Source organism: Paraburkholderia strydomiana, from assembly GCF_046030495.1.
GTDB classification, from domain to species: Bacteria; Pseudomonadota; Gammaproteobacteria; order Burkholderiales; family Burkholderiaceae; genus Paraburkholderia; species Paraburkholderia strydomiana_A.
This window is the reverse complement of record NZ_JAQQCJ010000012.1, coordinates 200,016-223,247: the sequence shown is the minus strand read 5'-3', so window position 1 is coordinate 223,247 and position 23,232 is coordinate 200,016. Positions and strand designations below refer to the sequence as shown.

19 protein-coding genes and 1 pseudogene are annotated in these 23,232 nt (G+C 64.8%); 10 read left to right on the top strand and 10 right to left on the bottom strand.

Going from position 1 to position 23,232, the window contains the following annotated elements; all coding sequences use genetic code 11:
* Positions 1 to 62: 62 nt before the first annotated feature.
* From PQQ53_RS18200 to PQQ53_RS18185, 4 genes and pseudogenes are all read left to right on the top strand, one after another.
* Positions 63 to 509, top strand: a pseudogene (locus PQQ53_RS18200) (DUF2069 domain-containing protein); the annotation flags it as partial.
* A 268-nt stretch (positions 510 to 777) separates the two neighbouring features.
* Entirely contained in the window at positions 778 to 2,196 is a 1,419-nt protein-coding gene (locus tag PQQ53_RS18195; RefSeq protein ID WP_408325151.1) for an FAD-binding oxidoreductase, read from the top strand.
* Between the two features lie 55 nt (positions 2,197 to 2,251).
* Entirely contained in the window at positions 2,252 to 3,058 is an 807-nt protein-coding gene (locus PQQ53_RS18190; RefSeq protein WP_408153793.1) for a metallophosphoesterase, read from the top strand.
* A gap of 271 nt (positions 3,059 to 3,329) precedes the next feature.
* Entirely contained in the window at positions 3,330 to 4,049 is a 720-nt protein-coding gene (locus PQQ53_RS18185) for an SOS response-associated peptidase (RefSeq protein ID WP_408146370.1), read from the top strand.
* 143 nt (positions 4,050 to 4,192) lie between these two features.
* Here PQQ53_RS18185 and PQQ53_RS18180 read toward each other — a convergent pair whose 3' ends face one another.
* Together PQQ53_RS18180 and PQQ53_RS18175 are read right to left on the bottom strand one after the other, a co-directional pair.
* Positions 4,193 to 4,351 (bottom strand): hypothetical protein, encoded by a 159-nt coding sequence (locus PQQ53_RS18180; RefSeq protein ID WP_168661713.1) that lies wholly within the window; start codon positions 4,349 to 4,351, stop codon positions 4,193 to 4,195.
* Between the two features lie 281 nt (positions 4,352 to 4,632).
* A complete protein-coding gene (locus PQQ53_RS18175; RefSeq protein WP_408325149.1) occupies positions 4,633 to 5,571 on the bottom strand; it encodes a LysR family transcriptional regulator in 939 nt (312 codons plus the stop codon).
* A 320-nt stretch (positions 5,572 to 5,891) separates the two neighbouring features.
* On the opposite strand from PQQ53_RS18175, the gene PQQ53_RS18170 reads away from it, so the two are divergent.
* Genes PQQ53_RS18170 through PQQ53_RS18155 form a run of 4 tightly spaced genes read left to right on the top strand, consistent with a single transcriptional unit; the run spans position 5,892 to position 10,995 of the window.
* The gene (locus tag PQQ53_RS18170) at positions 5,892 to 7,694 is read left to right on the top strand and encodes an efflux transporter outer membrane subunit (RefSeq protein ID WP_408325147.1); all 1,803 of its coding nucleotides are present in this window, start codon (positions 5,892 to 5,894) and stop codon (positions 7,692 to 7,694) included.
* Between the two features lie 11 nt (positions 7,695 to 7,705).
* On the top strand, positions 7,706 to 9,916 hold the full coding sequence (locus PQQ53_RS18165; RefSeq protein WP_408325145.1) for an FUSC family protein: 2,211 nt from the start codon (positions 7,706 to 7,708) through the stop codon (positions 9,914 to 9,916).
* Complete coding sequence (locus tag PQQ53_RS18160; protein WP_121315222.1) at positions 9,906 to 10,106, top strand: DUF1656 domain-containing protein; 201 nt, start codon at positions 9,906 to 9,908, stop codon at positions 10,104 to 10,106. The genes PQQ53_RS18165 and PQQ53_RS18160 overlap by 11 nt, the downstream gene beginning before the upstream one ends.
* 13 nt (positions 10,107 to 10,119) lie before the next feature.
* Positions 10,120 to 10,995 (top strand): efflux RND transporter periplasmic adaptor subunit, encoded by an 876-nt coding sequence (locus PQQ53_RS18155; RefSeq protein WP_408146360.1) that lies wholly within the window; start codon positions 10,120 to 10,122, stop codon positions 10,993 to 10,995.
* Positions 10,996 to 11,166: 171 nt separating this feature from the next.
* Here the strand turns inward: PQQ53_RS18155 and PQQ53_RS18150 are convergent, their stop codons facing one another.
* A complete protein-coding gene (locus PQQ53_RS18150) occupies positions 11,167 to 12,843 on the bottom strand; it encodes a methyl-accepting chemotaxis protein (protein WP_408325143.1) in 1,677 nt (558 codons plus the stop codon).
* Between the two features lie 462 nt (positions 12,844 to 13,305).
* On the opposite strand from PQQ53_RS18150, the gene PQQ53_RS18145 reads away from it, so the two are divergent.
* Both PQQ53_RS18145 and PQQ53_RS18140 read left to right on the top strand, forming a co-directional pair.
* On the top strand, positions 13,306 to 14,559 hold the full coding sequence (locus PQQ53_RS18145) for an MFS transporter (RefSeq protein WP_408146357.1): 1,254 nt from the start codon (positions 13,306 to 13,308) through the stop codon (positions 14,557 to 14,559).
* Between the two features lie 252 nt (positions 14,560 to 14,811).
* Positions 14,812 to 16,710, top strand: coding sequence for a propionate--CoA ligase (locus tag PQQ53_RS18140; RefSeq protein ID WP_408325141.1), 1,899 nt, complete (start codon positions 14,812 to 14,814; stop codon positions 16,708 to 16,710).
* Between the two features lie 45 nt (positions 16,711 to 16,755).
* On the opposite strand, the gene PQQ53_RS18135 is transcribed toward PQQ53_RS18140, so the two are convergent.
* From PQQ53_RS18135 to PQQ53_RS18100, 7 genes are all read right to left on the bottom strand, one after another.
* On the bottom strand, positions 16,756 to 17,556 hold the full coding sequence (locus PQQ53_RS18135) for a 5'-methylthioadenosine/adenosylhomocysteine nucleosidase (protein WP_408146353.1): 801 nt from the start codon (positions 17,554 to 17,556) through the stop codon (positions 16,756 to 16,758).
* Positions 17,553 to 19,904 carry a UvrD-helicase domain-containing protein gene (locus PQQ53_RS18130; RefSeq protein WP_408146351.1) on the bottom strand — a complete coding sequence of 784 codons (2,352 nt, stop codon included), beginning with the start codon at positions 19,902 to 19,904 and terminating at the stop codon, positions 17,553 to 17,555. The genes PQQ53_RS18135 and PQQ53_RS18130 overlap by 4 nt, the downstream gene beginning before the upstream one ends.
* Positions 19,905 to 20,464: 560 nt before the next feature.
* A complete protein-coding gene (locus PQQ53_RS18125) occupies positions 20,465 to 20,956 on the bottom strand; it encodes a hypothetical protein (protein WP_408325140.1) in 492 nt (163 codons plus the stop codon).
* A gap of 83 nt (positions 20,957 to 21,039) precedes the next feature.
* Positions 21,040 to 21,342, bottom strand: a complete 303-nt coding sequence (locus tag PQQ53_RS18120; protein ID WP_408325138.1) for a DUF2515 family protein — start codon at positions 21,340 to 21,342, stop codon at positions 21,040 to 21,042.
* Between the two features lie 89 nt (positions 21,343 to 21,431).
* Positions 21,432 to 22,001: a DUF2515 family protein gene (locus PQQ53_RS35070; protein ID WP_459252110.1), complete on the bottom strand. Its 570-nt coding sequence runs from the start codon at positions 21,999 to 22,001 to the stop codon at positions 21,432 to 21,434.
* A 349-nt stretch (positions 22,002 to 22,350) separates the two neighbouring features.
* The gene (locus PQQ53_RS18105) at positions 22,351 to 22,542 is read right to left on the bottom strand and encodes a hypothetical protein (RefSeq protein WP_408153807.1); all 192 of its coding nucleotides are present in this window, start codon (positions 22,540 to 22,542) and stop codon (positions 22,351 to 22,353) included.
* Between the two features lie 167 nt (positions 22,543 to 22,709).
* Complete coding sequence (locus PQQ53_RS18100) at positions 22,710 to 23,120, bottom strand: Arm DNA-binding domain-containing protein (RefSeq protein ID WP_408325136.1); 411 nt, start codon at positions 23,118 to 23,120, stop codon at positions 22,710 to 22,712.
* Between the last annotated feature and the right edge of the window lie 112 nt (positions 23,121 to 23,232).

Genomic DNA, 23,232 nt, shown 5'->3' with positions numbered 1-23,232 from the left:
GGCCAGGGGTGACGTCCGGGATGAAGCATGAGTTGAAGCCTGGGTCGAATCCGGGCGGCGTGGTGTCGGCAGAGGCGGCGGCCCACCCAACCGACGACGCAACGGCCGCGTCCCTGCATTCCACCGCCCTGCCCGTAGCGTCCAAACCCGCTGCCGCGCTCGGCGCCATTGCCGCTTTGCTCGCGCTGATCGCGCTGGCCGTCGCATGGGAGTGGTGGCTCGCGCCATTGCGTCCCGGCGGCTCTGCGCTCGTGCTCAAGGCATTGCCGCTGCTGTGCGCGCTGCCTGGCGTATGGCGGCGCCGGCTTTACACCCTCCAGTGGGCGTCGATGCTTATCCTGCTGTATTTCGCCGAAGGCGTCGTACGGGGCTGGAGCGACCACGGGCTGAGCGCGCGCCTCGGCTGGTTGCAGGCCGCGCTCGCAGTGATATTTTTTGTTTGCGCGCTGACTTATGTCGCGCCGTTCAAGCGGGCGGCGAAGCGCGCTGCGAAGGAGGCAGCGAAGCAAGCCGCTGGCGATGCCCTTGAAAACCGGGTGAGCGATCGTGATGTCATCGAAGCAGCAACGCAGTCCGCAGCGTCGCCGGCAACACGCACAGCAGCGACACAGTCAGCCATGCATCCAGCAGCGCATGCCGCAGCGCCCCGCGTAGCCACCGCCGCGCCGCCCGATCCCGACAGCCACTCCAACCCGAGCCCCTGACGAAAAACCGGCAAGACCAAGACAAAAGCACTCGCTCCGTCCGATCTTTCCGCCCGAACGCCGACCGACCAACATGACCCAGACCGCTTTCCTCACCGCCTGCCGCGACGCCATCGGCGCCGCGCAAGTGCTGACCGATCCGCACGACACCGCCTCGTATCTCACCGACTGGCGCCGCCGCTACAGCGGCGCGGCCTGCGCGGTGCTCTGCCCGGCCACGCCCGCCGAAGTCGCGGCGCTGGTCCGGCTCGCCGTCGAGCATCGCATCGCGCTGGTGCCGCAAGGCGGCAACACGGGTCTGGCCGGCGGCGCCACGCCCGATGCGAGCGGCGCGCAGGCCGTCATCAGCTTGCGGCGTTTGAATCGCGTGCGCGATATCGATCCGCACAACAACACGATCACCGTCGAAGCCGGCGTCATCCTCGCCGACGTACAGCGGCACGCCGACGCGGCCGGCCGCCTGTTCCCGTTGAGCCTCGCCGCCGAAGGCAGCTGCACGATCGGCGGCAATCTCGCCACCAACGCGGGCGGCACTGGCGTCCTGCGCTACGGCAACACGCGCGAGCTCTGCCTCGGTCTCGAAGTGGTGACGCCGCAAGGCGAACTGTGGGACGGCCTGCGCGGACTGCGCAAGGACAACACCGGCTACGATCTGCGCGATCTGTTCATCGGCGCGGAGGGCACGCTCGGCATCATCACGGCGGCCGTGCTCAAGCTGCACCCGCAGCCGGCCGCGCGGGTCACCGCGCTCGCCGCTCTCGCCTCGCCGCACGCGGCGCTCGACTTTCTGTCGCTCACGCAGCGCGTCGCCGGGCCGCTTCTGACCGGCTTCGAACTGATGTCGGACTTCTGTCTGCGGCTCGTGGGCCGGCATTTCGAGCAGATGCGCTACCCGTTCGCCGAGCCGCACGCACAAGTCGTGCTGCTGGAACTGTCGGACAGCGAAAGCGAGGAGCACGCACGCGCGCTGTTCGAGCGTCTGATGGAAACCGCGCTCGACGAAGGTCTGGTGCAGGACGCGGTGGTCGCGGAAAACCTCGCGCAATCGCGCGCGTTCTGGAATCTGCGCGAACACATTCCGCTCGCCCAGGCCGAGGAAGGTCTGAACATCAAGCACGACATCGCGGCGCCGATTTCGCGCATCGGCGACTTCATCGAGACGACCGACGCGGCCGTCGCGCAGGCGGCGCCGGGGGCCCGCATGGTCACGTTCGGGCATCTCGGCGACGGCAACCTGCACTACAACGTGCAGGCGCCCGAGGGCGTCGACGCGAAGGCGTTTCTCAAGCAGTATCAGAGCCCGATCAACCAGATCGTCTACGACAGCGTGCACCGGCATCGCGGCAGCATCAGCGCGGAGCACGGGCTAGGCCAGCTCAAGGTCGACGAGGCCGCCCACTACAAGCAGGACGTCGAAGTGCAAATGATGCGCGCCGTCAAGCGCGCATTCGATCCGCTGAACCTGATGAACCCGGGCAAGGTGCTACGCTAAGCTAACGTCCGAAGCCTCCGTCTCCCATGCGGAGGCCTTTGCAGGAGCCGTTGCCGTGAAAATTCGAGTGCTGTCCGATCTGCATCTGGAAAACGACGAGCCCGAGCTGATTCCGCATGCGCAAGCGGATCTGATCGTGCTGGCCGGCGACATCCACAATCACGCGGCCGGCCCGCGCTGGGCCGCGCAAACCTTCGACGGCGCGACGCCCGTGGTCTACGTGCCCGGCAATCACGAGTACTACGACGGCGAGTTCGGCGCGCTCGAAAGCGCGCTCTACGACGCCGCCGCGCAGGTCGACAACGTCCGCGTGCTGAACAACGCCGCGCTGGTCGATCCCCAAGGCCGCTGGCGCGTGCTCGGCACGACTTTGTGGACCGACTTCGCGCTGTATGGCGCCGACCCCGACGCGCTTGCCGAAGCGATCGACGCATCGAGCCGGGTCATGCTCGACTTCCGCGGGCTGATCCAGATGAACTGGCCGCACGACACCCACGACGCCACCCGCGACTTCACGCCCGCCGACTCGCTCGCGCTGCACCGGCAGGCACGCGCATGGCTCGAAAGCGAGCTGGCGAAACCGTTCGGCGGCAAGACGATCGTCGTCACGCATCACGCGCCGCATCGGCTGAGTCTCGCCGAGCGCTACGCGCAGGACCGGGTGTCGGCGGGTTTCGTCAATCATTTGCCGGAGCTGGTGCGCGCGCCTGTCGCGCTGTGGATTCATGGACATACGCATACGTCGTTCGACTATGCGGTGGACGGCACGCGCGTCGTGTGTAACCCGCGCGGCTATTTCGACCGGCGCACGGGGCAGTGGGAAAACCCCCTGTTCGCCTGGGATAAGGTCGTCGAGATTTAGCGTTGTGCCTTGGGGCGGGTCTGGGTAGCGCGGCTGGAGCGCAGGCATTACGCTGTGGGCGGGTGGTTGTGTGGTCGTGGCTGACGGGCTGCGGCTGGTGACTTGTGACGGGGCTGTGGTCGCTGGTTATTGGCGACAGGTCACTGGCTGCTGGCCGAGCCGGCATAAGGCTGATGCTCCCAAAACAAGCCAGCAAAGCCGGCCCGATCCCCAACCGGCCAGGCCCAAATCGCGCCAACCCGCCACGCAGATCGTTCTCCGGAGGTCGCTCATGTGCGGTCGAATCAGCCAGTATCGCGATCCGCAGCGTTACGCCGGGCATCTCGGCCTGACCGATCCATTGATGCTCTTCGACGCCGCCGACCGCCGCCCAGGCTACAACCTGGCGCCCGGCACGCATCCGCTTGCGATCTATCCCGATCAAACGCTGCGCGCGATTCACTGGGGATACCGCCCGGACTGGGCGTGCGAACAGCATCTACCGCAGACGATCAATGCGCGCGCCGACACCGCGCCGACCGCGCGTTACTTCGAGCAATTGTGGAAAACCGGCCGCGTGCTGGTGCCGGCGGACGGCTGGTTCGAATGGCGTGTGGAAGCCGCGTCCACCGACAGCAGCCCGGACGACCCGGCGCAAGCGAACGCAAAAAGCCGCCAACCCTACTTCGTGCATCTGAAGAAAGACGAGCCGATGTATCTCGCCGCGTTGTCGAGCGTGCGCGGCGCCGAGCCGCAAACGGACGGGATGGGATTCGTGATCGTGACGGCCAGCGCCGACGCGGGTCTGATCGACGTGCACGACCGCCGCCCGCTCGCCTTCGCACCGGACGCGGCGCGCCGCTGGCTGGATCCGGCGTTGCGGTCCGACGAACTCGAGCAACTGGCGCGCACCGCCGGTTTGCCCGCCGGCCGCTTTCGCTGGCACCGTGTGAGTCACGAGGTGGACCGCACGCTCAACGACGAGCCGGGGTTGATCGAAGCGCTGCAATGACAGCGCAGGCGCGTCTCGCAAGAAACGAGACGCGAAAAACAACAAGCGAAGAACGACAAGCGGAACTCAGCAAGAGCAAGCCCGCTGGCCGCAACCTCGGTTACGACAACGCGGCGCGCTCAAGCGAAGCGCCGTGCTCAAGCTCAGCGGTCGCGCCGCTGTGCCCGCAGATCCGGGCGTTCAACCTTGATGGGAACCAGTTGCGGCTGCTGTTCGCGCAGGCGGCGCAACAGATCGCGCGATGCGGCGATCCCGATCAGTCCCAGCATGACGGCCACGCCGATCATCAGATGCGTATCCATGAATCCCTCGTCCTTCAGTTGTTGCGACGTGCCGAACGGCAGCGACCAGGCGCGTCCGGCTGAAGCGGCAGCGCGTGAACCACACGTTAGCAAATCGGCCGCGAACCGGAAGTAAGGAAATGTTGCGACGCCGCACGTGCGTATAACAGGCCGCCGTGCGCGATTAGCCCGCCGCGTCGAGAATCGCGCCCCAAAGGGCGGCGCACGACGGCGTAAACGGGCACAGACGGGCACAAACGGGCACAAACGGGCCCAAGCGCGCAAACCGGCGCCGCGCCGCGTCAGGAGCGCGCGAACTGGCGCAATTCTTCCTGATCCACCGCCAGCGTGGCCGGCAGTTCGTCGCGCAAAAACTCGACCCATGTGCGGATTTTCGCATCCAGATACTGCCTGGACGGATAGAGCGCATACAGATTCATTTCCTGCGACGTGTACTCCGGCAGCAGCCACACGAGTTCTCCGCTACGCAGACCGCCAATCGCCGAATAGATCGGAATCAGCCCGATGCCCATGCCCTGGCACACCGCGACTGCCATCGCCTCGGCGACGTTCACCTGAAACGTGGTCGAGCCGAGCGTGACCGTTTCCTCGCCGTTCGGACCGTCGAAGGTCCAACGGTCGGGCGGAAACACCGGCGTCACCATTTGCAGACAGGTATGGTTCGCGAGATCCGCGGGCGTTTGCGGCACGCCGCGCCGCTCCAGATAGGCCGGCGACGCGCACGCGATGCTGAACGCGCTACCGAGGCGCTGCGACACGAGCCCCGAATCCGGCAGACCGGTGGCGAGCGTCAGCGACACGTCGAAACCTTCGTCGAGCAGATCGGGCATGCGCTGCGCGAGCGTCAGCTCGATGTGCACGTCCGGATAGCGCGCCTGATAGCGGCCGACGGCCGGCACCACGTAGTGCTGGCCAAAGCTCGTCATCGCGTGAACCTTGAGTTTGCCTGACGGACGCGCATGCGCGTCGCTCGCCTCGGCTTCGGCCTGGTCCACGTAGGCGAGAATCTGCTCGCAGCGTTGCAGATAGCGCTCGCCCGCCTCGGTCAGCGCGATGCGGCGCGTGGTCCGGTTCAGAAGGCGAGTGCGCAGATGGGCTTCCAGATCGGAAACCGCGCGCGACGCGTAGGCCGTGGTCGTATTCAGATGCTGCGCGGCACCCGTGAAGCTACCCGCTTCGACGACCCGGACAAATACGCGCATGTTTTGAAGCGTATCCATACCTATTCCCTGTCGACCGGAGTTAGCGCTTTAGCACTTACCCCGATCCCATGCAACCTGGCCACAGCCGACCGGAGCCAGCCCTTCAGCACCTACCCCGCTCCCCTGCAACCCGTTGCAATCGACCCAAAGTCAGCGCTTTATCGCCAACTCCACTCCCTACAATCCAGTTGCGATTAATCGGAAGCGATTGTTACACGATTCGCAAAGGCGATTGTCTCATATGCCGTAAAAATGCCTTGCATCTTTACCGGTTATTCCCCAATCAATCAAAAAATATAATGACGCACAAGCTTCTATAGTCAATTTTGGAGGAAATCGTGCAGTCTCCGGTACCGAAAAGGGTCTCCGCTGCCGCGGTTCTTACGATCCTATTAACAATCGCCGGCTGCGCAAGTACCGGAGGCGTTGCGCCGCAAAACCGTGGCGTCGAGGCGTCCTCGCTCGACGCCGGCAACGCGATTCGCGCCGCTAACGCCGACGCCCAATGGCCGGCCGCCGACTGGTGGCGCGCCTATAACGACCCGCAGTTGAACCAGTGGATCGAAGCGGCGCAGACTGGCAACCCGAGCCTCGCGGCCGCCCAGGCGCGCGTGCGCGAAGCGATGTCGATGGCGGGCGTCGCCCGCTCGGCCTTGGCGCCGCAGGTCAACGGCAGTCTGTCGATCCAGCGTCAGAAGTGGGCCGACAACGTGTACTACGGCCCGGGCCCGCTCGCGGGCGAGCAATCGTGGAACAACACCGGCACGCTCGGCCTGTCGTATCACCTCGACCTCTGGGGCAAGGACAAGAACGCCGCCGAACGCGCGCTCGACGCAGCCCACGCCAGCGCCGCGGACGCGCGCGCCGCCCAGCTCGAACTGCAGGGCAACGTGGTGCGCACGTACATCGGGATGTCGCTCGACTACGCGCTGCTCGACATCGCCAGGGCCACCTTGCAGCAACAGCAGCAGATCGTGGACTTGGCCAACCGGCGCCTGAAAGGCGGCATCGGCACGCAGCTCGAAGTGAGCCAGGCCGAAACGCCGATGCCGGAATACGAGCGCCAGATCGACGAAATCGAAGAGAAGATCGCGCTCGGCCGCAATCAGCTCGCCGCGCTGGCCGGCAAGGGTCCGGGCGCGGGCGACACGATTCAGCGCCCGACGCTGTCGCTCGCCGCGCCGGCCGGTTTGCCGAGCGCGTTGCCGGCGGACCTGATCGGCCATCGGCCGGACGTGGTCGCGGCGCGCTGGACGGTGGCCGCGCAGGCGCGCGGCATCGACGTCGCCAAGGCCGACTTCTATCCGGACATCAACCTGCTGGCGTCGATCGGCGGCTATGCGGCCATGGGGCCGCTGTTCCAGTTCCTGAAGAGTCCGTCGCATAGCTGGAGCGCGGGTCCGGCACTGTCGCTGCCGATCTTCGACGGCGGCCGGCTGCGCTCGCAACTCGGCGCGGCGTCGGCGGGTTACGACGAGGCGGTGGAGCGCTATAACCAGTCGATCGTCGGCGCGCTGAAGGATATCTCCGATCAGGTGATCCGCATCCGCTCGCTCGCCACCCAGTCCGACGACGCCGACCGCTCGGTCGCGGCGGCGCGCAAGAACTACGATCTGTCGCGGGAAGGTTACAAGCGCGGCCTGACCGATTACCTGAACGTGCTGATCGCGCAGAACCAGTTGCTGCGCGCACAGGAAGGCGTCGCGAAGATCCAGGCCGAGCGCCTCGGCGCGCATGCGTCGCTCGTCACGGCATTGGGCGGTGGGCTCGACGAGCCCGCCAACGGTCCGACGGCGAGCGAAACGCTGCCGGCGCACGGCAAGGGTAAAGGCAACGCGTTGCCAGCGAACGGCGACGTCGCCGTGAAGCCGGCCAACGTTGCCGCGTCGGCGAGTCTCCCGGGCAGGGCCGACAACGATGCCACCAGCGGCGACAACGATGCCACCGGCAAGAGCAACGCCGCGACCGTCGCACGCAAGCCCGCAGCCAAACCGGCAAAAGGCTCCGCGTCGGCAGGCGTAGCCAGCCAGGCAACCGACCGTACGCGCACCGGCAACGTCGCCGCAACCGGCACGACCACGACCACGGCTGCGGCGGCCACCGCCCCGCGCGCCATCGCCGCAACGCCGGCGGCGGAGTAAGGAAGCCGGCCATGTCAGCGTCTCCCTCCTCCACCGCGCGCCCCGCGTCGTTCGCCGCGCTATGCTCGGCCGCCGCCGAATGGGCGCGCACCGACGGCCTCACGTGGGTCTACATGTTCAAGGCGCTCGCCGCGTGCTTTCTCGCGCTCGGCATTGCGATGAAGCTCGACCTGCCGCAGCCGCGCACCGCGATGACCACCGTGTTCATCGTGATGCAGCCGCAAAGCGGCATGGTGTTCGCAAAGAGCTTCTACCGGATCTGCGGCACGCTCGTCGGCCTCGTCGTGATGCTCGCGCTGCTCGGCCTGTTCGCGCAGCAGCCTGAGATGTTCATCGTGTCGACGGCGGTCTGGGTCGGCATCTGCACCGCGGGCGCAGCGCGCAACCGCAACTTCCGTTCGTACGGTTTCGTGCTGGCCGGCTATACCGCCGCGCTGATCGGCATACCCGCCTCGCAGCATCCGGACGGCGCGTTTCTGAGCGCGCTCACGCGAGTCGCCGAAGTCGTGATCGGCATCATCAGCGCGGGCGCGGTGAGCGGCCTCGTATTTCCGCAGTTCGCCGGCTTGCAGATGCGCGGCACCGTGCGCGCCCGTTTCTCGGCCTTCGTCGAATACGTGTCCGCGACGCTGGCCGGGCGCAACGACCGCGCGCAGATCGAAGCGACCAATGCGCGCTTCATCGCCGACATCGTCGGTTTCGAAGCGGCGCGCAGCGTGGCCGTGTTCGAAGGCCCCGATTCGCGGATGCGCGGCGGCCGTCTCGCGCGGCTGAACAGCGAGTTCATGACCGCATCGACGCGCTTTCACGCGCTGCATCAGCTGATGAACCGGCTGCGCGCGACCGGCACGAACGGCGCGCGCGACGCGATCGCCGCGCTCGATCCGTATTTCAAGGAGATCGCCCCGCTGCTCGCGAAGTCCGGCGCGCCGGTACTGAGCGCCGCCGATGCTGCGCACGCCGCCGCGCAACTCGACACCTACAAGGCCGAGTTGCCGAAGCGCGTGCGCGCGACGCGCGCCGAACTGGAAACGCATCCCGACGCGCCGCTGCTCGACTTCGACACAGGCGCCGAGCTGCTGTACCGCTTCATCGACGACCTGCATGCGTACGCGGCCACCTACGCTTCACTGGCGGTCGATACGCATGCGCGCGAACGCTGGATCGACCGCTACGAACCGAAGACGAACGCAATCGCCGCGGGTGTCGCGGGCCTGCGCGCGACCATCGTGATGATCGTGCTCGGCGCGTTCTGGATCGCGACCGCGTGGCCGAGCGGCTCGACGCTGACGCTCAACGCCGCGGCGGTGTGCGCGCTGGCGTCGTCGTCGCCGAATCCGAAACGCACCGCGTTCCAGATGGCGGGCGGCACGGTGGTCGCCACGCTGATGGGCATGATCGCGGTGTTCGGCGTGTTTCCGCACATCGACGGCTTTGTGATGCTGTGCGCGGCGCTCACGCCGTTCCTGCTGCTCGGCGTGTTCATGACCACGCGGCCGCTGCTGGCCGGCTACGGCGTCGGCTACTGCATTTTCTTCTGTTTCCTGGCCGGCCCGGACAACCTGATGCACTACGATCCGAGCGCCTTCATGAACGACTCGATGGCGCTGATCCTGTCGATGCTGGTGTCGTCGATCGCGTTCGCGGTGTTGCTGCCGCCGTCCACGCCGTGGCTGCGCAACCGCCTGCTGGTGGACCTGCGCCGTCAGGTGGTACTGGCGAGCCGCGCGGGTTTGCGCCGGGTGCGTTCGCGTTTCGAAAGCGGCGCGCGCGATCTGATGTTCCAGATCAATGCGCTCGCGCAAAATGAGCCCGAACTCAAACGCGACACGTTGCGCTGGCTGTTCTCGGTGCTCGAAGTGGGCAATGCGCTGATCGATCTGCGCCAGGAAGTCGCCGCACTGCCCGCCGACGCCCGCTACGCGCAATCGACGCCGTGGCGCATCTCGTTGCAGACGATGCGCGACGCGCTGAGCGCGCTGTTCGAGCGGCCGCGCGAGGCGCGCTTCGCGCACGCGCTCGCCAGCACGACCGATGCGATCGACCAGCTTCAGCAGGTGCTGGCCGGCTTCTCGCCGCCGCGCGAAGAGCGGCATCGGCTGCAACGCATTCTGAGTCAACTGCATTTCATCCGTACCGCGCTGCTCGATCCGCAATCACCGCTCGAACCGCTGACGAGCGGACGCGCCGGCGCGCCAGAAGGAGTTCTTCATGCCTCGTGATATCGCCATCCTCGATGCCTACATGCCGGCCATCGTGCTGCTGTTCATCGCGGGCGCCGCGCTTACCTGGGTGCTGGATCGCGTGATCGCCTATACGGGCCTGTATCGCGTGGTGTGGCATCCGTCCTTGTTCCGGGCCAGCCTGCTCGTGTGTGTGTGCGGCGTGCTGGGTCTCGCCGTTTATCGTTGATCAGAGTCGAAACATGACCATCCGAAATATCTTTGGCTTCGTCGCGACAGCCATTATTTTTATCGTCGCGATCCTGATTGGACGCGTGTTGTGGGTGCATTACATGGATGAACCCTGGACCCGCGACGGGCGCGTGCGCGCCGAGATCGTCAACGTCGCGCCGGACGTTTCCGGGGCGGTCGTCGATCTGCCGGTGAAGGACAACCAGCTGGTGAAAAAGGGCGACCTGCTGATGCAGATCGATCCGTCGCACTATCAGATCGCGGTCGAGCAGGCGCAAGCCGCGGTCGCCGCGCGCAAGGCCGAACTGCAGATGAAGCGCGACGACGCGCAGCGCCGCGCCGACATGGACGCGCTGGTGGTATCGAAGGAAAGCCGCGAAAACGCGACGCATACGGCGTCGGCCGCCGAGGCTTCGTATCAGCAGGCGCTCGCCGCGCTCGACGCCGCGAAGCTGAACCTGGCGCGCACGCGCGTGGTGTCGCCGGTCGATGGTTACGTGACCAACCTGAACGTGTTCCGCGGCGACTACGCGAGCGCCGGCAACGCGAAGCTCGCGATCGTCGACAGCCACTCGTTCTGGGTCTACGGCTACTTCGAGGAAACCAAGCTGCCGCACGTGCGCATCGGCGACAAGGCGGAAGTCCGGCTGATGAGCGGCGGCACGCTGCAAGGCCACGTCGAAAGCATTTCGCGCGGCATCTACGATCGCGACAATCCGCAAAGCCGCGAACTGCTCGCGGACGTGAATCCGACCTTCAACTGGGTGCGCCTCGCGCAGCGCGTGCCGGTGCGCGTGAAGATCGATTCGGTGCCCAACGACGTGATGCTGGCCGCAGGCATCACCTGCACGATCGTCGTGAAACCGGGCGACGCGAAGGCGAGTTGACGGCGGCGCAGCTGGCTGCACGACGAAGTGCGGTGCCGTGTGGTGCCGTGCCCTGCCGTGCGGTGCCGCACGGCGCACCCGCTGCGAATAATCGTGCCGTTGAGGGAGCGTCTATCCTGCACTCGCGCAGGGTAGACGCTCTGCAAACACCGTCAGCGCCACCCCATCCGCTTACAACCTGAACTTCCCCACCATCGCCTTCAGGCCGCGCGCCTGATCGTCCAGCGAGCGGGCCGCGGCCGTGGCCTGCTCCACCAGCGCGGCGTTCTGCTGCGTGCCCGAGTCCATCTGCGTGACCGCGAGGTTGATCTCCTCGATGCCGGCGCTCTGCTCGGACGAGGCCGCCGAGATCTCGCCCATGATGTCGGTCACGCGCTTCACCGCCTTGACCACTTCATCCATCGTCTGCCCGGCATCCTGAGCGAGCGTCGAGCCGTTGCTCACGCGTTCGACCGACGCGTTGATCAATCCTTTGATCTCCTTCGCGGCGGCGGCGCTGCGCTGCGCGAGGTTGCGCACCTCGGCCGCGACTACCGAAAACCCCCGTCCTTCCTCGCCCGCGCGGGCCGCCTCGACCGCCGCGTTCAACGCGAGAATGTTCGTCTGAAACGCGATCCCCTCGATCACGCCGATGATGTCGCCGATACTGCGCGCGCTCTCGTTGATGTCGTTCATCGTCGCGACCACGCGGCTCACCACCGCGCCGCCCTTCTCCGCGATCTCCGACGCGTTGTTCGCGAGCGTGCTCGCCTGCTTCGCGTTGTCCGCGTTCTGGCGCACCGTCGAGGTCAACTGCTCCATGCTGCTCGCGGTGCGCTCGAGCGCCATCGCCTGCTGCTCGGTGCGTTGCGACAGATCCAGGTTGCCCATCGAGATTTCGCCCGACGCGGTCGCAATCGCATCCGCGCTCGACGCGATGTCGGAGACCGTCGTCGCGAGTCCGCTTTGCATGTCGTGCAGCGCGTACAGCATGCTCGACGTGTCCTTGCGGCCGAGCGCGATCCGGTTCGACAGATCGCCCGCCGCGATCCGGCTGGCGATTTCCTTCGCATACGCGGGCTCGCCGCCGAGCTGGCCGGCCAGACGCCGCACCACCCACTCGCTGATGCCGAACGCGAGCGCGATCAGCCCGAGCGTCATCACCGCAATCATCACGAACGACGAGTGATAGATGAAGCCCGACGCGTCGATGGTCGCCTTCGCGGCGGTGCCGCGCTGCGCGACGAGTTCGTCGACGAGTTTTTCGAGCTTGCCGGTTTCGACCAGCAGTGACACGTCCTGCGTGCCGACCTGCCAGTTCATCTGCGACAGATCGAGCGGCTGCGCTTTCACGAGCGTCACGAAGTCGCGCAGATGGCCGCTCCATGTGGTGACGGCGGCGGCGAACGCCTTCTGCTGCCCGAGCGCCTTCGCGTCGGAACTGTCGACGTACTGCTGGAGCGTGGCGAGTTGCGCGTTCAGACCGGCGAGACCCTTGTCGATGTCGGCGCCGAGTTCGTCGCGCTCTTTCGCGGTGGTCGCGGTCAGCAGCATTTTTTGCGCGCGGCTTGCGCGCAGCATGTGGCCGCGCGCCTCTTCGGCTGCGCGGCTCGCGACGTGGCCCTGATCGTAGATGGATTGCGCGGACGCATTCAGACGGCCGATCTGCATCAGCGAAAACACGCCGATCAGCAGCGTGCCGATCAGCAGCACCGCGAACGCGACGCGCAGCGTCGCCTTCACCGACAAGCCGCTGACCTTCACGGCGCGCGAGCGGCCGCCCTGTTTATGCGACGGCGCCGTGCCTGCCGCCTGTCCTTGCGCCAAGAACCCCGCGCCCTGCTGCCCGCCTGGCAAAACTGCTTTCATATTCCCCGTCCCCACGTATCGTCCTGCCGGAAAGGTCGGTTCCGGCATTGCTGCCTATCTCTCCGGGTTGACGGCAGCAAGTCTGCGATCTTTAAGCCGCTCGCGCCTGCCGACCGCGTGTCGCCCGGTCCTTGACGCTCCGCCTCGTAAGCTTCGCGCCCGCGACGGTTTTATACACGGCCAAAAATCGCCAGGCCGCATTTATCAGACGGCTGAATCGCCACCGGCGTATGAGGACGCGCTCCGCCAGCGACAGACCGTTGACGCCCATTCATATGACCCCATGTCCGATTCGCGACAAAACTTGTCCTTACAATTCACTCAAGCCACATTAAACTTCGATCAACGACTGAAAACACCGGAAATCGCGTCGAAATGCCGCAGCAGACCACCCCAGAACGCGCGATCCGCCGGACTCCGCTGACGCCTTATTCGCCACCTTTGTTCTCTCTCATCTAGCGTATGGAAACGAGCCTCGACAAAAGCGCCCTCGCCGGCGCGCCACCCGCAAGCGGCACCCCTGCCGCGCAACCGGCCGCCAAGGTCCAGCGCACGGTGTATTCCGTGCTGGGTGCGATCAGCTTTTCGCACCTGCTCAACGACATGATCCAGTCGTTGATCCTCGCGATCTATCCGATGCTGAAAGACAACTTTTCGTTGTCATTCGGGCAGATCGGGCTGATCACGCTGACCTACCAGATCACCGCGTCGCTACTGCAGCCGCTCGTGGGCGCCTATACCGACAAGCATCCGAAGCCGTATTCGCTGCCCGTCGGCATGGGCTTCACGCTCGCGGGCCTGCTGCTGATGTCGGTCGCGCCGAGCTTCGGCGTGCTGCTGGTCGCGGCGGCGCTGGTCGGCTGCGGGTCGTCGGTGTTCCATCCGGAGTCGTCGCGGGTCGCGCGCATGGCCTCGGGCGGCCGTCACGGCCTCGCGCAGTCGCTGTTCCAGGTCGGCGGCAACGCGGGTTCGTCGCTCGGACCGCTGCTCGCCGCGCTGATCGTGATTCCGCACGGCCAGCGCAGCATCGCGTGGTTCTCGGCGGCGGCGCTCGTCGCGATCGTCGTGCTCACGCAGATCGGCCGCTGGTACAAACAGCATCCGTCAGTCAGGAAGGCGCGTAGCAACGTGGCGCACGCGACGCTGTCGCGCAACCAGGTGATGCTCGCGATGGGCGTGCTGATCCTGCTGGTGTTCTCGAAGTACTTCTACCTCGCGAGCATCAACAGCTATTTCACGTTCTATCTGATCGACAGGTTCCATCTGTCGGTGCAGGCCGCTCAGATTCATCTGTTCGTATTCCTCGCGGCGGTCGCGGCGGGCACGGTGATCGGCGGCCCGATCGGCGACAGGATCGGCCGCAAGTACGTGATCTGGGTGTCGATCCTCGGCGTCGCGCCGTTCACGCTGCTGCTGCCGTATGCGAACCTGTTCTGGACCGGCGTGCTGACGGTGATCATCGGCGTGGTGCTGGCCTCGGCATTCTCAGCGATCCTCGTCTACGCCCAGGAGTTGATCCCCGGCAAGGTGGGGATGGTCGCGGGCATGTTCTTCGGCTTCGCGTTCGGCCTCGGCGGCATCGGCGCGGCGGTCCTCGGGCAACTGGCCGACGCCACCAGCATCGCGTTCGTCTACAAGGTCTGCTCGTTCCTGCCGCTGATCGGCGTGCTGACGGTGCTGTTGCCGGATGTCGAGGGCAAGCGCGCGAAAGCCTGATGGGTTTGAGCGGGCGTTGCATCAGGGAAAAGGCGCTGCGGCGCCTTTTTCTTTTGGTTATGCGCGTGCGCCGCTCATGGTGAACCCGCGTTGTCCGCCGCACTGCGCGTACTCTATGCTTGTGCGATGCTCAGGCGGTGCCTGTGTGATGCCTGTGTGATGCCTGTGCAATCGCACACCCTGCTCCGCGCCGCGCAATACGGCCGTACGACCCGACCTCCGTTCACTTACGCAGCAGAAGGATCGCCGCAGATGACCAGCTATCGCGACTTCCACCGCCGTTCGATCGAGCACCCCGAGGCTTTCTGGCGCGACGAGGCGCAACGGATTCATTGGCACACGCCGTTCGACACCGTGCTCGACCGCTCGAATCCGCCGTTCGCGCGCTGGTTCGTCGGCGGTCGCACGAATCTCTGTCACAACGCGGTGGACCGGCATCTCGCCGAGCGCGCGCAGCAGAATGCGCTCGTGTACGTGTCGACCGAAACCGGTATCGAGCGGCGCTACACGTACGCCGAATTGCACGCGGAGATCAACCGCATGGCCGCGGTGATGCGCTCGCTCGGCGTGAAGCGCGGCGACGTCGTGCTGCTCTATCTGCCGATGATCCCCGAAGCGCTGTTCGCGATGCTTGCCTGCGCGCGCCTCGGTGCGATTCACTCGGTGGTGTTCGGCGGCTTCGCGGCACCGAACCTCGCGGCCCGCATCGACGACGCGAAGCCCGTGCTGATCGTCACCGCCGACGCCGGCGCGCGCGGCGGCAAGGTGATCGACTACGCGCCGCTGATCGACGAGGCGCTCGCGCGCGCGATGCACAAGACGCCGCACGTGCTGCTGATCGACCGGCAACTCGCGCCCGAACGCCTGAACGCTCACTACTTGACCGCATACGAGCCGTTGCGCGAACAGTTCTTCGACGCGCACGTGCAGTGCGAGTGGCTCGAATCGAACGAGCCTTCGTATGTGCTGTACACGTCCGGCACGACCGGCAAACCTAAGGGCGTGCAACGCGACGTGGGCGGCTATGCGGTGGCGCTGGCGGCGTCGATGGAACACATCTTCCAGGGCAAGCCCGGCGACACGATGTTCACCGCGTCGGACGTGGGCTGGGTGGTCGGCCATAGCTACATCGTCTACGCGCCGCTGATCGCGGGCCTGACCACCGTGATGTACGAAGGCACGCCGATTCGCCCCGACGGCGGTATCTGGTGGCGCCTCGTCGAGCAGCACAAAATCAATCTGATGTTCACCGCGCCGACTGCATTGCGCGTGCTCAAGCGGCAGGACCCTGCGCTGCTGAAGCAAGCCGATCTGTCAAGCCTGCGCACGCTGTTCCTCGCCGGCGAGCCGCTCGACGAGCCGACCGCCGCGTGGATCAGCGACGCGCTCGGCAAGCCGGTGATCGACAACTACTGGCAGACCGAGACCGGCTGGCCGATGCTGGCGATTCCGCGCGGGGTCGAAGCGCTGCCGACCAAGCTCGGCTCGCCGGGCGTGCCGTCGGCCGGGTTCGATCTCACGTTGCGCAACGAACTGACCGGCGAGCCCTGCCCGCCCGGCGCAAAAGGCGTGCTCACGCTCGGCTATCCGCTGCCGCCGGGCTGCATGTCGACGGTATGGGGCGACGACAGCCGCTTCATCGGCACCTACTGGTCGAGCATTCCGAACCAGCAGGTCTATTCGACTTTCGACTGGGGCGTGCAGGACGACGACGGCTACGTGACGATCCTGGGCCGCACCGACGACGTGATCAACGTCGCGGGCCACCGGCTCGGCACGCGCGAGATCGAGGAAGCGCTGTCGAGTCACGCGGCTGTCGCAGAAGTTGCGGTGGTCGGCGTGACGGATGCGCTGAAGGGTCAGGCGGCGATGGCTTTCGTGGTGCTGCGCGGCGCGCAGCCGTATGCGGATAGCAGCGAGCGCGCTCGCCTGGAAGCCGAACTCACGGCGACGGTCGAGCGCCAGCTTGGCGCGATTGCGCGGCCGGCGCGCGTGGTGGTGGTGTCGATGCTGCCGAAGACGCGCTCGGGCAAACTGCTGCGCCGCGCGATCGCGGCGCTCGCCGAAGGGCGCGAGCCGGGCGATCTGCCGACTATCGAAGACCCGGCGGCGTTGCAGCAGGTGCGGGAGGCGTTGGACGGAAAAGTGTGACGTGAGCAGGCGCGGTGCGCTTACCTCATCGCCCGCTTTCGAACCTCAGACCGCGGCGCCTCGCGTGTCGAGAAACCGCGTCAGGATCGCGTTCGAATACACCCCCGCGATTTCCGTCAAAAACGACACGAACGACGCCGGCGCATGATCGTCGGCGGTATCGGAGATCGTGCGCACGACCGCGCACGGCACGCCGTACTCATGGCAGACCTGCGCGATCGCCGCGCCTTCCATCTCGACGGCGAGCGCATCCGGCAACGCAGCGCGCAGCGCCTCGACGCCCGCCGCGCTGGCAACGAACTGATCGCCGCTGATGATCAAGCCGCGATGCACGCGCGGCTCGCGTGTGCCGAAGCGCGCCGCCGACGCCGCGCCCGCTTCCGCGACGAAGCGCTCGCAAGCCGCCGCGAGCTGCTCGGCCAGCGCGACATCGGCGGCAAAGCGCGAGACGCCCAGCAAAGGCACTTCGAAGCGCGGAAACAGCGGCGAGGCATCGAGGTCGTGCTGCAACAGCGCTTCGGCGACGACGATGTCACCGACCCGCACCTCGGCGCCCACCCCGCCCGCGACGCCGGTGAACACGACCGCTTCGACGTCGAACGCATGAATCAGCGCACTCACCGTTGCGGCCGCCGCGACCTTGCCCACACGCGCCAGCGTCACGACGCACGGCGCGCCGTGGACGGTGCCGAGGTGATAGTCGCGCTGACCGTGCGTGATCGTGCGCACGCCGGACTCGGCGCGCATCGCTTCGATGAGATCGCCGAGTTCCTGCGGTAATGCCGCCAGAATCCCCAGTGGACGATGCGAATGCGGCGCGCCGCCGCTACCCAAAGCGCCGCTCATTCGACCGCCTGCAGTTTCGCGACCGCCAGCGCGAGCCACTTCTCGCCATGCCGCTTGAACTTGACTTGCGCCTTCGCGTCGGTGCCGCCGCCTTCGAGGGCGGTAATCGTGCCTTCGCCGAACTTGGTGTGGAATACCTGTTGCCCGACGCGAAAGCCCGTCTCGGCCGCGCGCTGCTCGTTCGCGAAGGACGGCAACGGCGCCGGCGTCGACGATGCGGGCCCCGTATAACCGGGCCGCGCAAACCAGTCGCGCCCATAACCCGCGTTATCCGAGCGGCCGCCCCAACGCGCGCCCGCCTCGACCTTCGGCGTGAGCCACTTGAGCGTTTCCTGTGGCAGCTCGTCGAAGAAGCGCGAACGGATGTTGTAGCGCGTCTGGCCGTGCAGCATCCGGCTCTGCGCGAACGACAGATACAAACGCTCCTTCGCCCGCGTGATCGCCACGTACATCAGGCGACGCTCTTCCTCCAGACCGTCCGATTCCATCGCGCTGTTCTCGTGCGGGAACAACCCCTCTTCGAGACCGGTGATGAACACCGCCGTGAATTCGAGCCCCTTGGCCGCGTGCACCGTCATCAATTGCACCGCTTCCTGGCCGGCTTGCGCCTGGTTGTCGCCCGCTTCGAGCGATGCGTGCGACAGGAAACCGGCGAGCGGCGTCATCGTGTCCGGGTTTTGCGCCGGATCGGCGATGCCGGGTGCGTCCAGCACGACCGTATTCGGATCGTCGGTGGCGACCGCCAGTTCGGGCGCGGCGCTCGCGCCGGGGCGCAGCGGAATCGAGCGCGCCGGCGTGTCCATCCCGTAGCCCTCTTCGCTGACGAACGCGGCGGCCGCGTTGACCAGTTCCTGCAAGTTCTCCAGCCGGTCCTGGCCTTCACGCTCGTTCTGATAGAAGTCCGCGAGGCCGCTTGCGCGGACCACGTATTCGACCGTTTCCGGCAGGCTCATCCGTTCCGTTTCCGCGCGCATCTTGCCGACCAGATTCGCGAACGCCGCGAGACTCGACCCCGCCTTGCCCGCGACGTAGGGAATCGCCGCGGCCATCGAGCAGTTGTACAGACGTGCCGCGTCGGCCAGCTGCTCGATCGAACGCGCGCCGATGCCGCGCGTCGGGAAATTGACGACGCGCGCGAACGCGGTGTCGTCGTTCGGATTGTCGATCAGACGCAGGTACGCGAGCGCGTGCTTGACTTCCTGACGCTCGAAAAAGCGCAAGCCCCCGTACACGCGATACGCGATGCCCGCATTGACGAGCGTATGTTCGATCGTGCGCGACTGCGCGTTGCTGCGGTAGAGAATCGCGATTTCGCTACGCGACGTGCCAGTGCTGATCAGCGCCTTGATTTCCTCGACGATCCAGCCGGCTTCCTGCGAATCGGTCGCGGACTCGTAGACGCGCACCGGTTCGCCGTGGCCGGCATCCGTGCGCAGATTCTTGCCGAGGCGCCGCGAGTTGTTGGCGATCAGCTGATTGGCGGCGTCGAGAATGTGGCCGTGCGAGCGGTAGTTCTGTTCGAGCTTGATGAGATGACGCACGCTGAACTCGTGCTCGAAGTCGCGCATGTTGCCGACGTTCGCGCCGCGGAACGCATAGATCGACTGGTCATCGTCGCCGACCGCGAAGATCGAGTTGGTCTGACCCGCCAGCAGCTTGAGCCACGCGTATTGCAGCTTGTTGGTGTCCTGAAACTCGTCGACGAGGATGTGCCTGAAGCGCGCCTGATAGTGCGCGCGCAACGGCGGATTGTGCGCGAGCAGTTCGTAGCAGCGCAGCAGCAGCTCCGGAAAGTCGACCACGCCTTCACGCTGGCATTGCTGGTCGTAGGCTTCGTATAGCTCGACGAACTTGCGGTTGAAGTTGTCGGTGGCGTCGACGTCTTTCGGCCGCAGCCCCTGTTCCTTCGCGTTGTTGATGAAGTACTGGAGGTTTTTCGCGGGGTACTTTTCATCGTCGATGTTGAGGCCCTTCATCAGACGCTTGAGCGCGGACAACTGGTCGGCGGTGTCGAGAATCTGGAAGGTGGCCGGCAGCCCCGCGTCGCGATGATGCGCGCGCAGCATGCGATTGCACAGGCCGTGGAAAGTGCCGATCCACATGCCGCGCGTGTCGATCGGCAGAAGCGCCGACAGCCGCGACATCATTTCGCGGGCGGCCTTGTTGGTGAAGGTCACCGCCAGAATCGTGGCGGGCGACGCGAGACCGTGCTGGATGAGCCACGCGATACGCGTGATCAGAACGCGGGTTTTACCACTGCCCGCACCGGCGAGAATCAGCGCGGGCTCGTTGGGAAGCGTGACGGCGGCGTGTTGTTCGGGGTTGAGATTGGCTAGCAGATCGGGCATTTTTTTGGAGGGGCGGCAGTTCGTGCGTCATTATATGCCCCGGCGGGGGTTGGGTTTTTTTGGGTTTTTTTGGGTTTGTTGGGCTTTTTTGGGTTGTGTTTTTGGGGTTTTGGCCTTTTCTTGAGGTCGCGGTGGTCCATTAGTGCCGCCCCGCACAGGGAAATTTATGAAAAATGTTTGCAGGCCACGCAAAGCCTTATCAGCAAAGGTTTTGCGCGATATGAGGGCATGCAAACAGAACCTTTTTATTTGCGTTCAGGACAATCGGCGGACAATCTTCGCGCGTTTTTCGCGCGACCCCGAGAACGGTCCTCAGACGGCCTGCGACCGCCGAACCTTGGCATATAGGTCCGGCGTGCTGCCAGCGCCACCTCGCGCGGGGATTCGAGCCGCAGCGCTATCGGCGATGCAATCGCTGCCCCGCCGATGGCATCACGACTCGGGTAGATTTACCCGAAGTACCGGCCTGAGAGTTTGTGGACAAGCGGACATCGCGTTTCGAATGCTGAATCAGTCGTCGGGATGGTCTTCAAATACCGGAGAACCAAGATCGAGGGTAATCAGGTAGCGCTCGTCGTCTGGTCGGTCGTCAGTCCGAAAGCATCGGATATTGAGCGAAACCTGATATTTCTCGTCGGCCTGCCATCGTGTCGTTGGTGCGTTGCATGCTCGAATTGCACTACGCGTCGCCTGAGTGTCTTCGATGGGACGATTGGTCGAAGAGTGAAACGGTTTCCACCCACCCCGTCTGAATTGGTCTGTAGGTCCGTGAGGATAGCCATTGATTCGTCAAGCGGCAGCGTTTCAACCTGTGGTGACAGCACAAGAGATCCGACGTTGCCGTTCTTGTCATACTGAACCATGAAAAACTTCGCTGCCGGCGTTACGAAGCCATAACGTGAATCAACAAATCGGAGTTTTGCAGGGCGTATCAGTACGCCGGCCCAGCTTGTATCAGGTTCAACCGGCGGTAACGTCGAGTGCGATTGCTTGCGCACCTGCTCGTACGGCTCACCGAGCGTCAGCACGACTTCATCGACAGGCCTTGTCATCGCGTAGATACTCCATGCGATTGCGCAGCCAATCAATGCGCATGACAGATACCCGAGCCGTCTGATATTCCGACGCTGCATGATTACCTCGAATGCGCGATTAGATAGAGGGAGTTTTCAACGTCGTATTTATCTGTCGGATGATGCAGTAGCTCGTTGAATCGCTGTGCGGCGCGCAAAACAAATGCCATGCGCTGTTGCGGATCGGCAAGATTCGCAAGAGGCTGCTTGCTGAATAGTTCACTTTTTTGTGCGTTCGCTCCTGACACGGTGCACTGATTCGCCAGTGCGAGCTGGATCTCGCGTGCTGAGCCAGTTGGGATATTCAGCGCCCACGCGAACTGGTTGGCGCGCATCAGTAGCGCGAATGTCGGATCGTTGTACATGGCCGGTTACAAGATGTTGATTTGCTCGTGTATCGCGAGATCTCCGACGCCGTCTTCGGTGCGACCACTATCAATTGCGGAAAAGGCATTCAATGTCTGCGGCCGCTCCTCAGCGAACGGGACACTGTTCCCAATCGGTCACGTGACAGAGCCGCGCAAGAGCTTTCGCTCTGGCAGGCATCTTTTGAACCGCTCCAGCCCAAACTGCCTGTAGAACATGTGCAGCGGCCAAACGTCCAGAAACAGCGACGTGTTGCCTTTTGCCAGCATCTGATAGACCTTGCAGCACCCGCGGCAGACTGGGCCCCGTAGGCCATCATCCATGCAGCAGGGCCAACACTCGTTACCTTGCACAGATTGGCGGCACTGTCCGAAGCCGATTTGCCGATCATCTCGGCGGCATTGAGCAGGCCGCAGCCGACCTGCTTGGATGCAAATGCAGCGAGTCCCGCCCACTGGAAGCGGTGATCGTCCAGCCACAATTGTGCATAGGCCGCATTGATACGCCGGTTGCGTGCGATCGGATCGTCAACGGCTACGATGGCCTCGGCCTTCTTCTGATAGAAGCACCAGCAGTCGATACAGTCCTGCTTGTCGTCTTCGGCGCGTTTTTTGCTGCGGCCTCTTCCTCTTTCCAGTTCGGGTAACAGACTGGACACCTTAGGTTGTCGCACTTTTGCATGAAACTTACTCGCCGCTATTCATTTTCTTTTCATCATACATTGCGACATTCGTTTGCGGCGCACGCACAGATATAGGGGCTAGCCGCATCGACTTTTGAGCGGCCATTTTCAGCGGGGTGAATCTAGCAGATTGCAGGCGACCCATGTTTTTGGGATACGGTTCTATGCCTCGCGAATATTGCGATCAGCGGCGGCCCTGCCGGTAGGGGGATGGAAACGAAAAAAAATCGTTCGGCTGGAAACCCCGCAGAAGAGTCTTTTTTTTCGGCGCAGCCGACGATCAGGGGGTCAATTTTTGCCTGCGCACGCTGCGCGCACCCCGACGCTAACGTGCGTTGATCCGGCGACGCAAACGGCGCGCGACATTGCGCTGTTCATCGCGGACGGCTTCGTCGTAGGCATCGAGCGAATCGCGAAGGCACTGTTCTTCTTCTGGCATCAGGTAGCGGTCGCCGTCCGGTTCCGGCTCGCGCTGCTTTTTCACGGTCCTCATCGGATGCGCGTCGATGATTTCCATTTCGACGGCGCGCGAGAATGCGCCGCGCAATGCGTTGATGTAGCGGTTGCAGGTGCCAGGCTTGCGACCCGCTCGCAGGCGTTCACTGCGCCACTTCTCAACGTCCCACGCCGTGATCGCGCTCAGGTCGCGATCAAGCAGATGCGCGAAGCCTGACTTCGAGCGGATCAGGTCGCTGTTTTTCGTACCGGTGCGCCATGCGTGCGAAGGTGGTCGTCGTAGTGATCGACAAGGAAGGCGCGCAAGTTAATCGTGCCGACCTTTTTCTGAGCAGCAGTGCGCGCCTCGGACTTCGCCAGTAGGACGGCGAGCGTGTCGCCGTTGCGGTCAGTCAGCGCGCCGCGCGCCTTCGCTGCATCGCGCGCCGCTCCCGGGTCGATGTCCGGCCAGCGGCCGACCGTGACGCGTTTCGGCTTGCCGGTCGCGTCCTGATAGCGGTAGGTGTAGGAGACCGTGCCGTTCGACGCGACGCGCACGGCGAAGCCTCGCAGGATGTTGCAGGCGTATTCCCGTGGAAGGGTCCGGTCGAGCGTGCGCATGAACGCACGGTCGAGCCTGAATTTCGGGTGGTTGGCCATTGCGTTTTTTCCCTTGGACAATTTCAGGACAATTCACGCCGTGAACACAGGTGAACCAGGCGAGGCACTATAAACGCTAAACCGTTGATTTATAAAGAATTTGTGTGTTAAA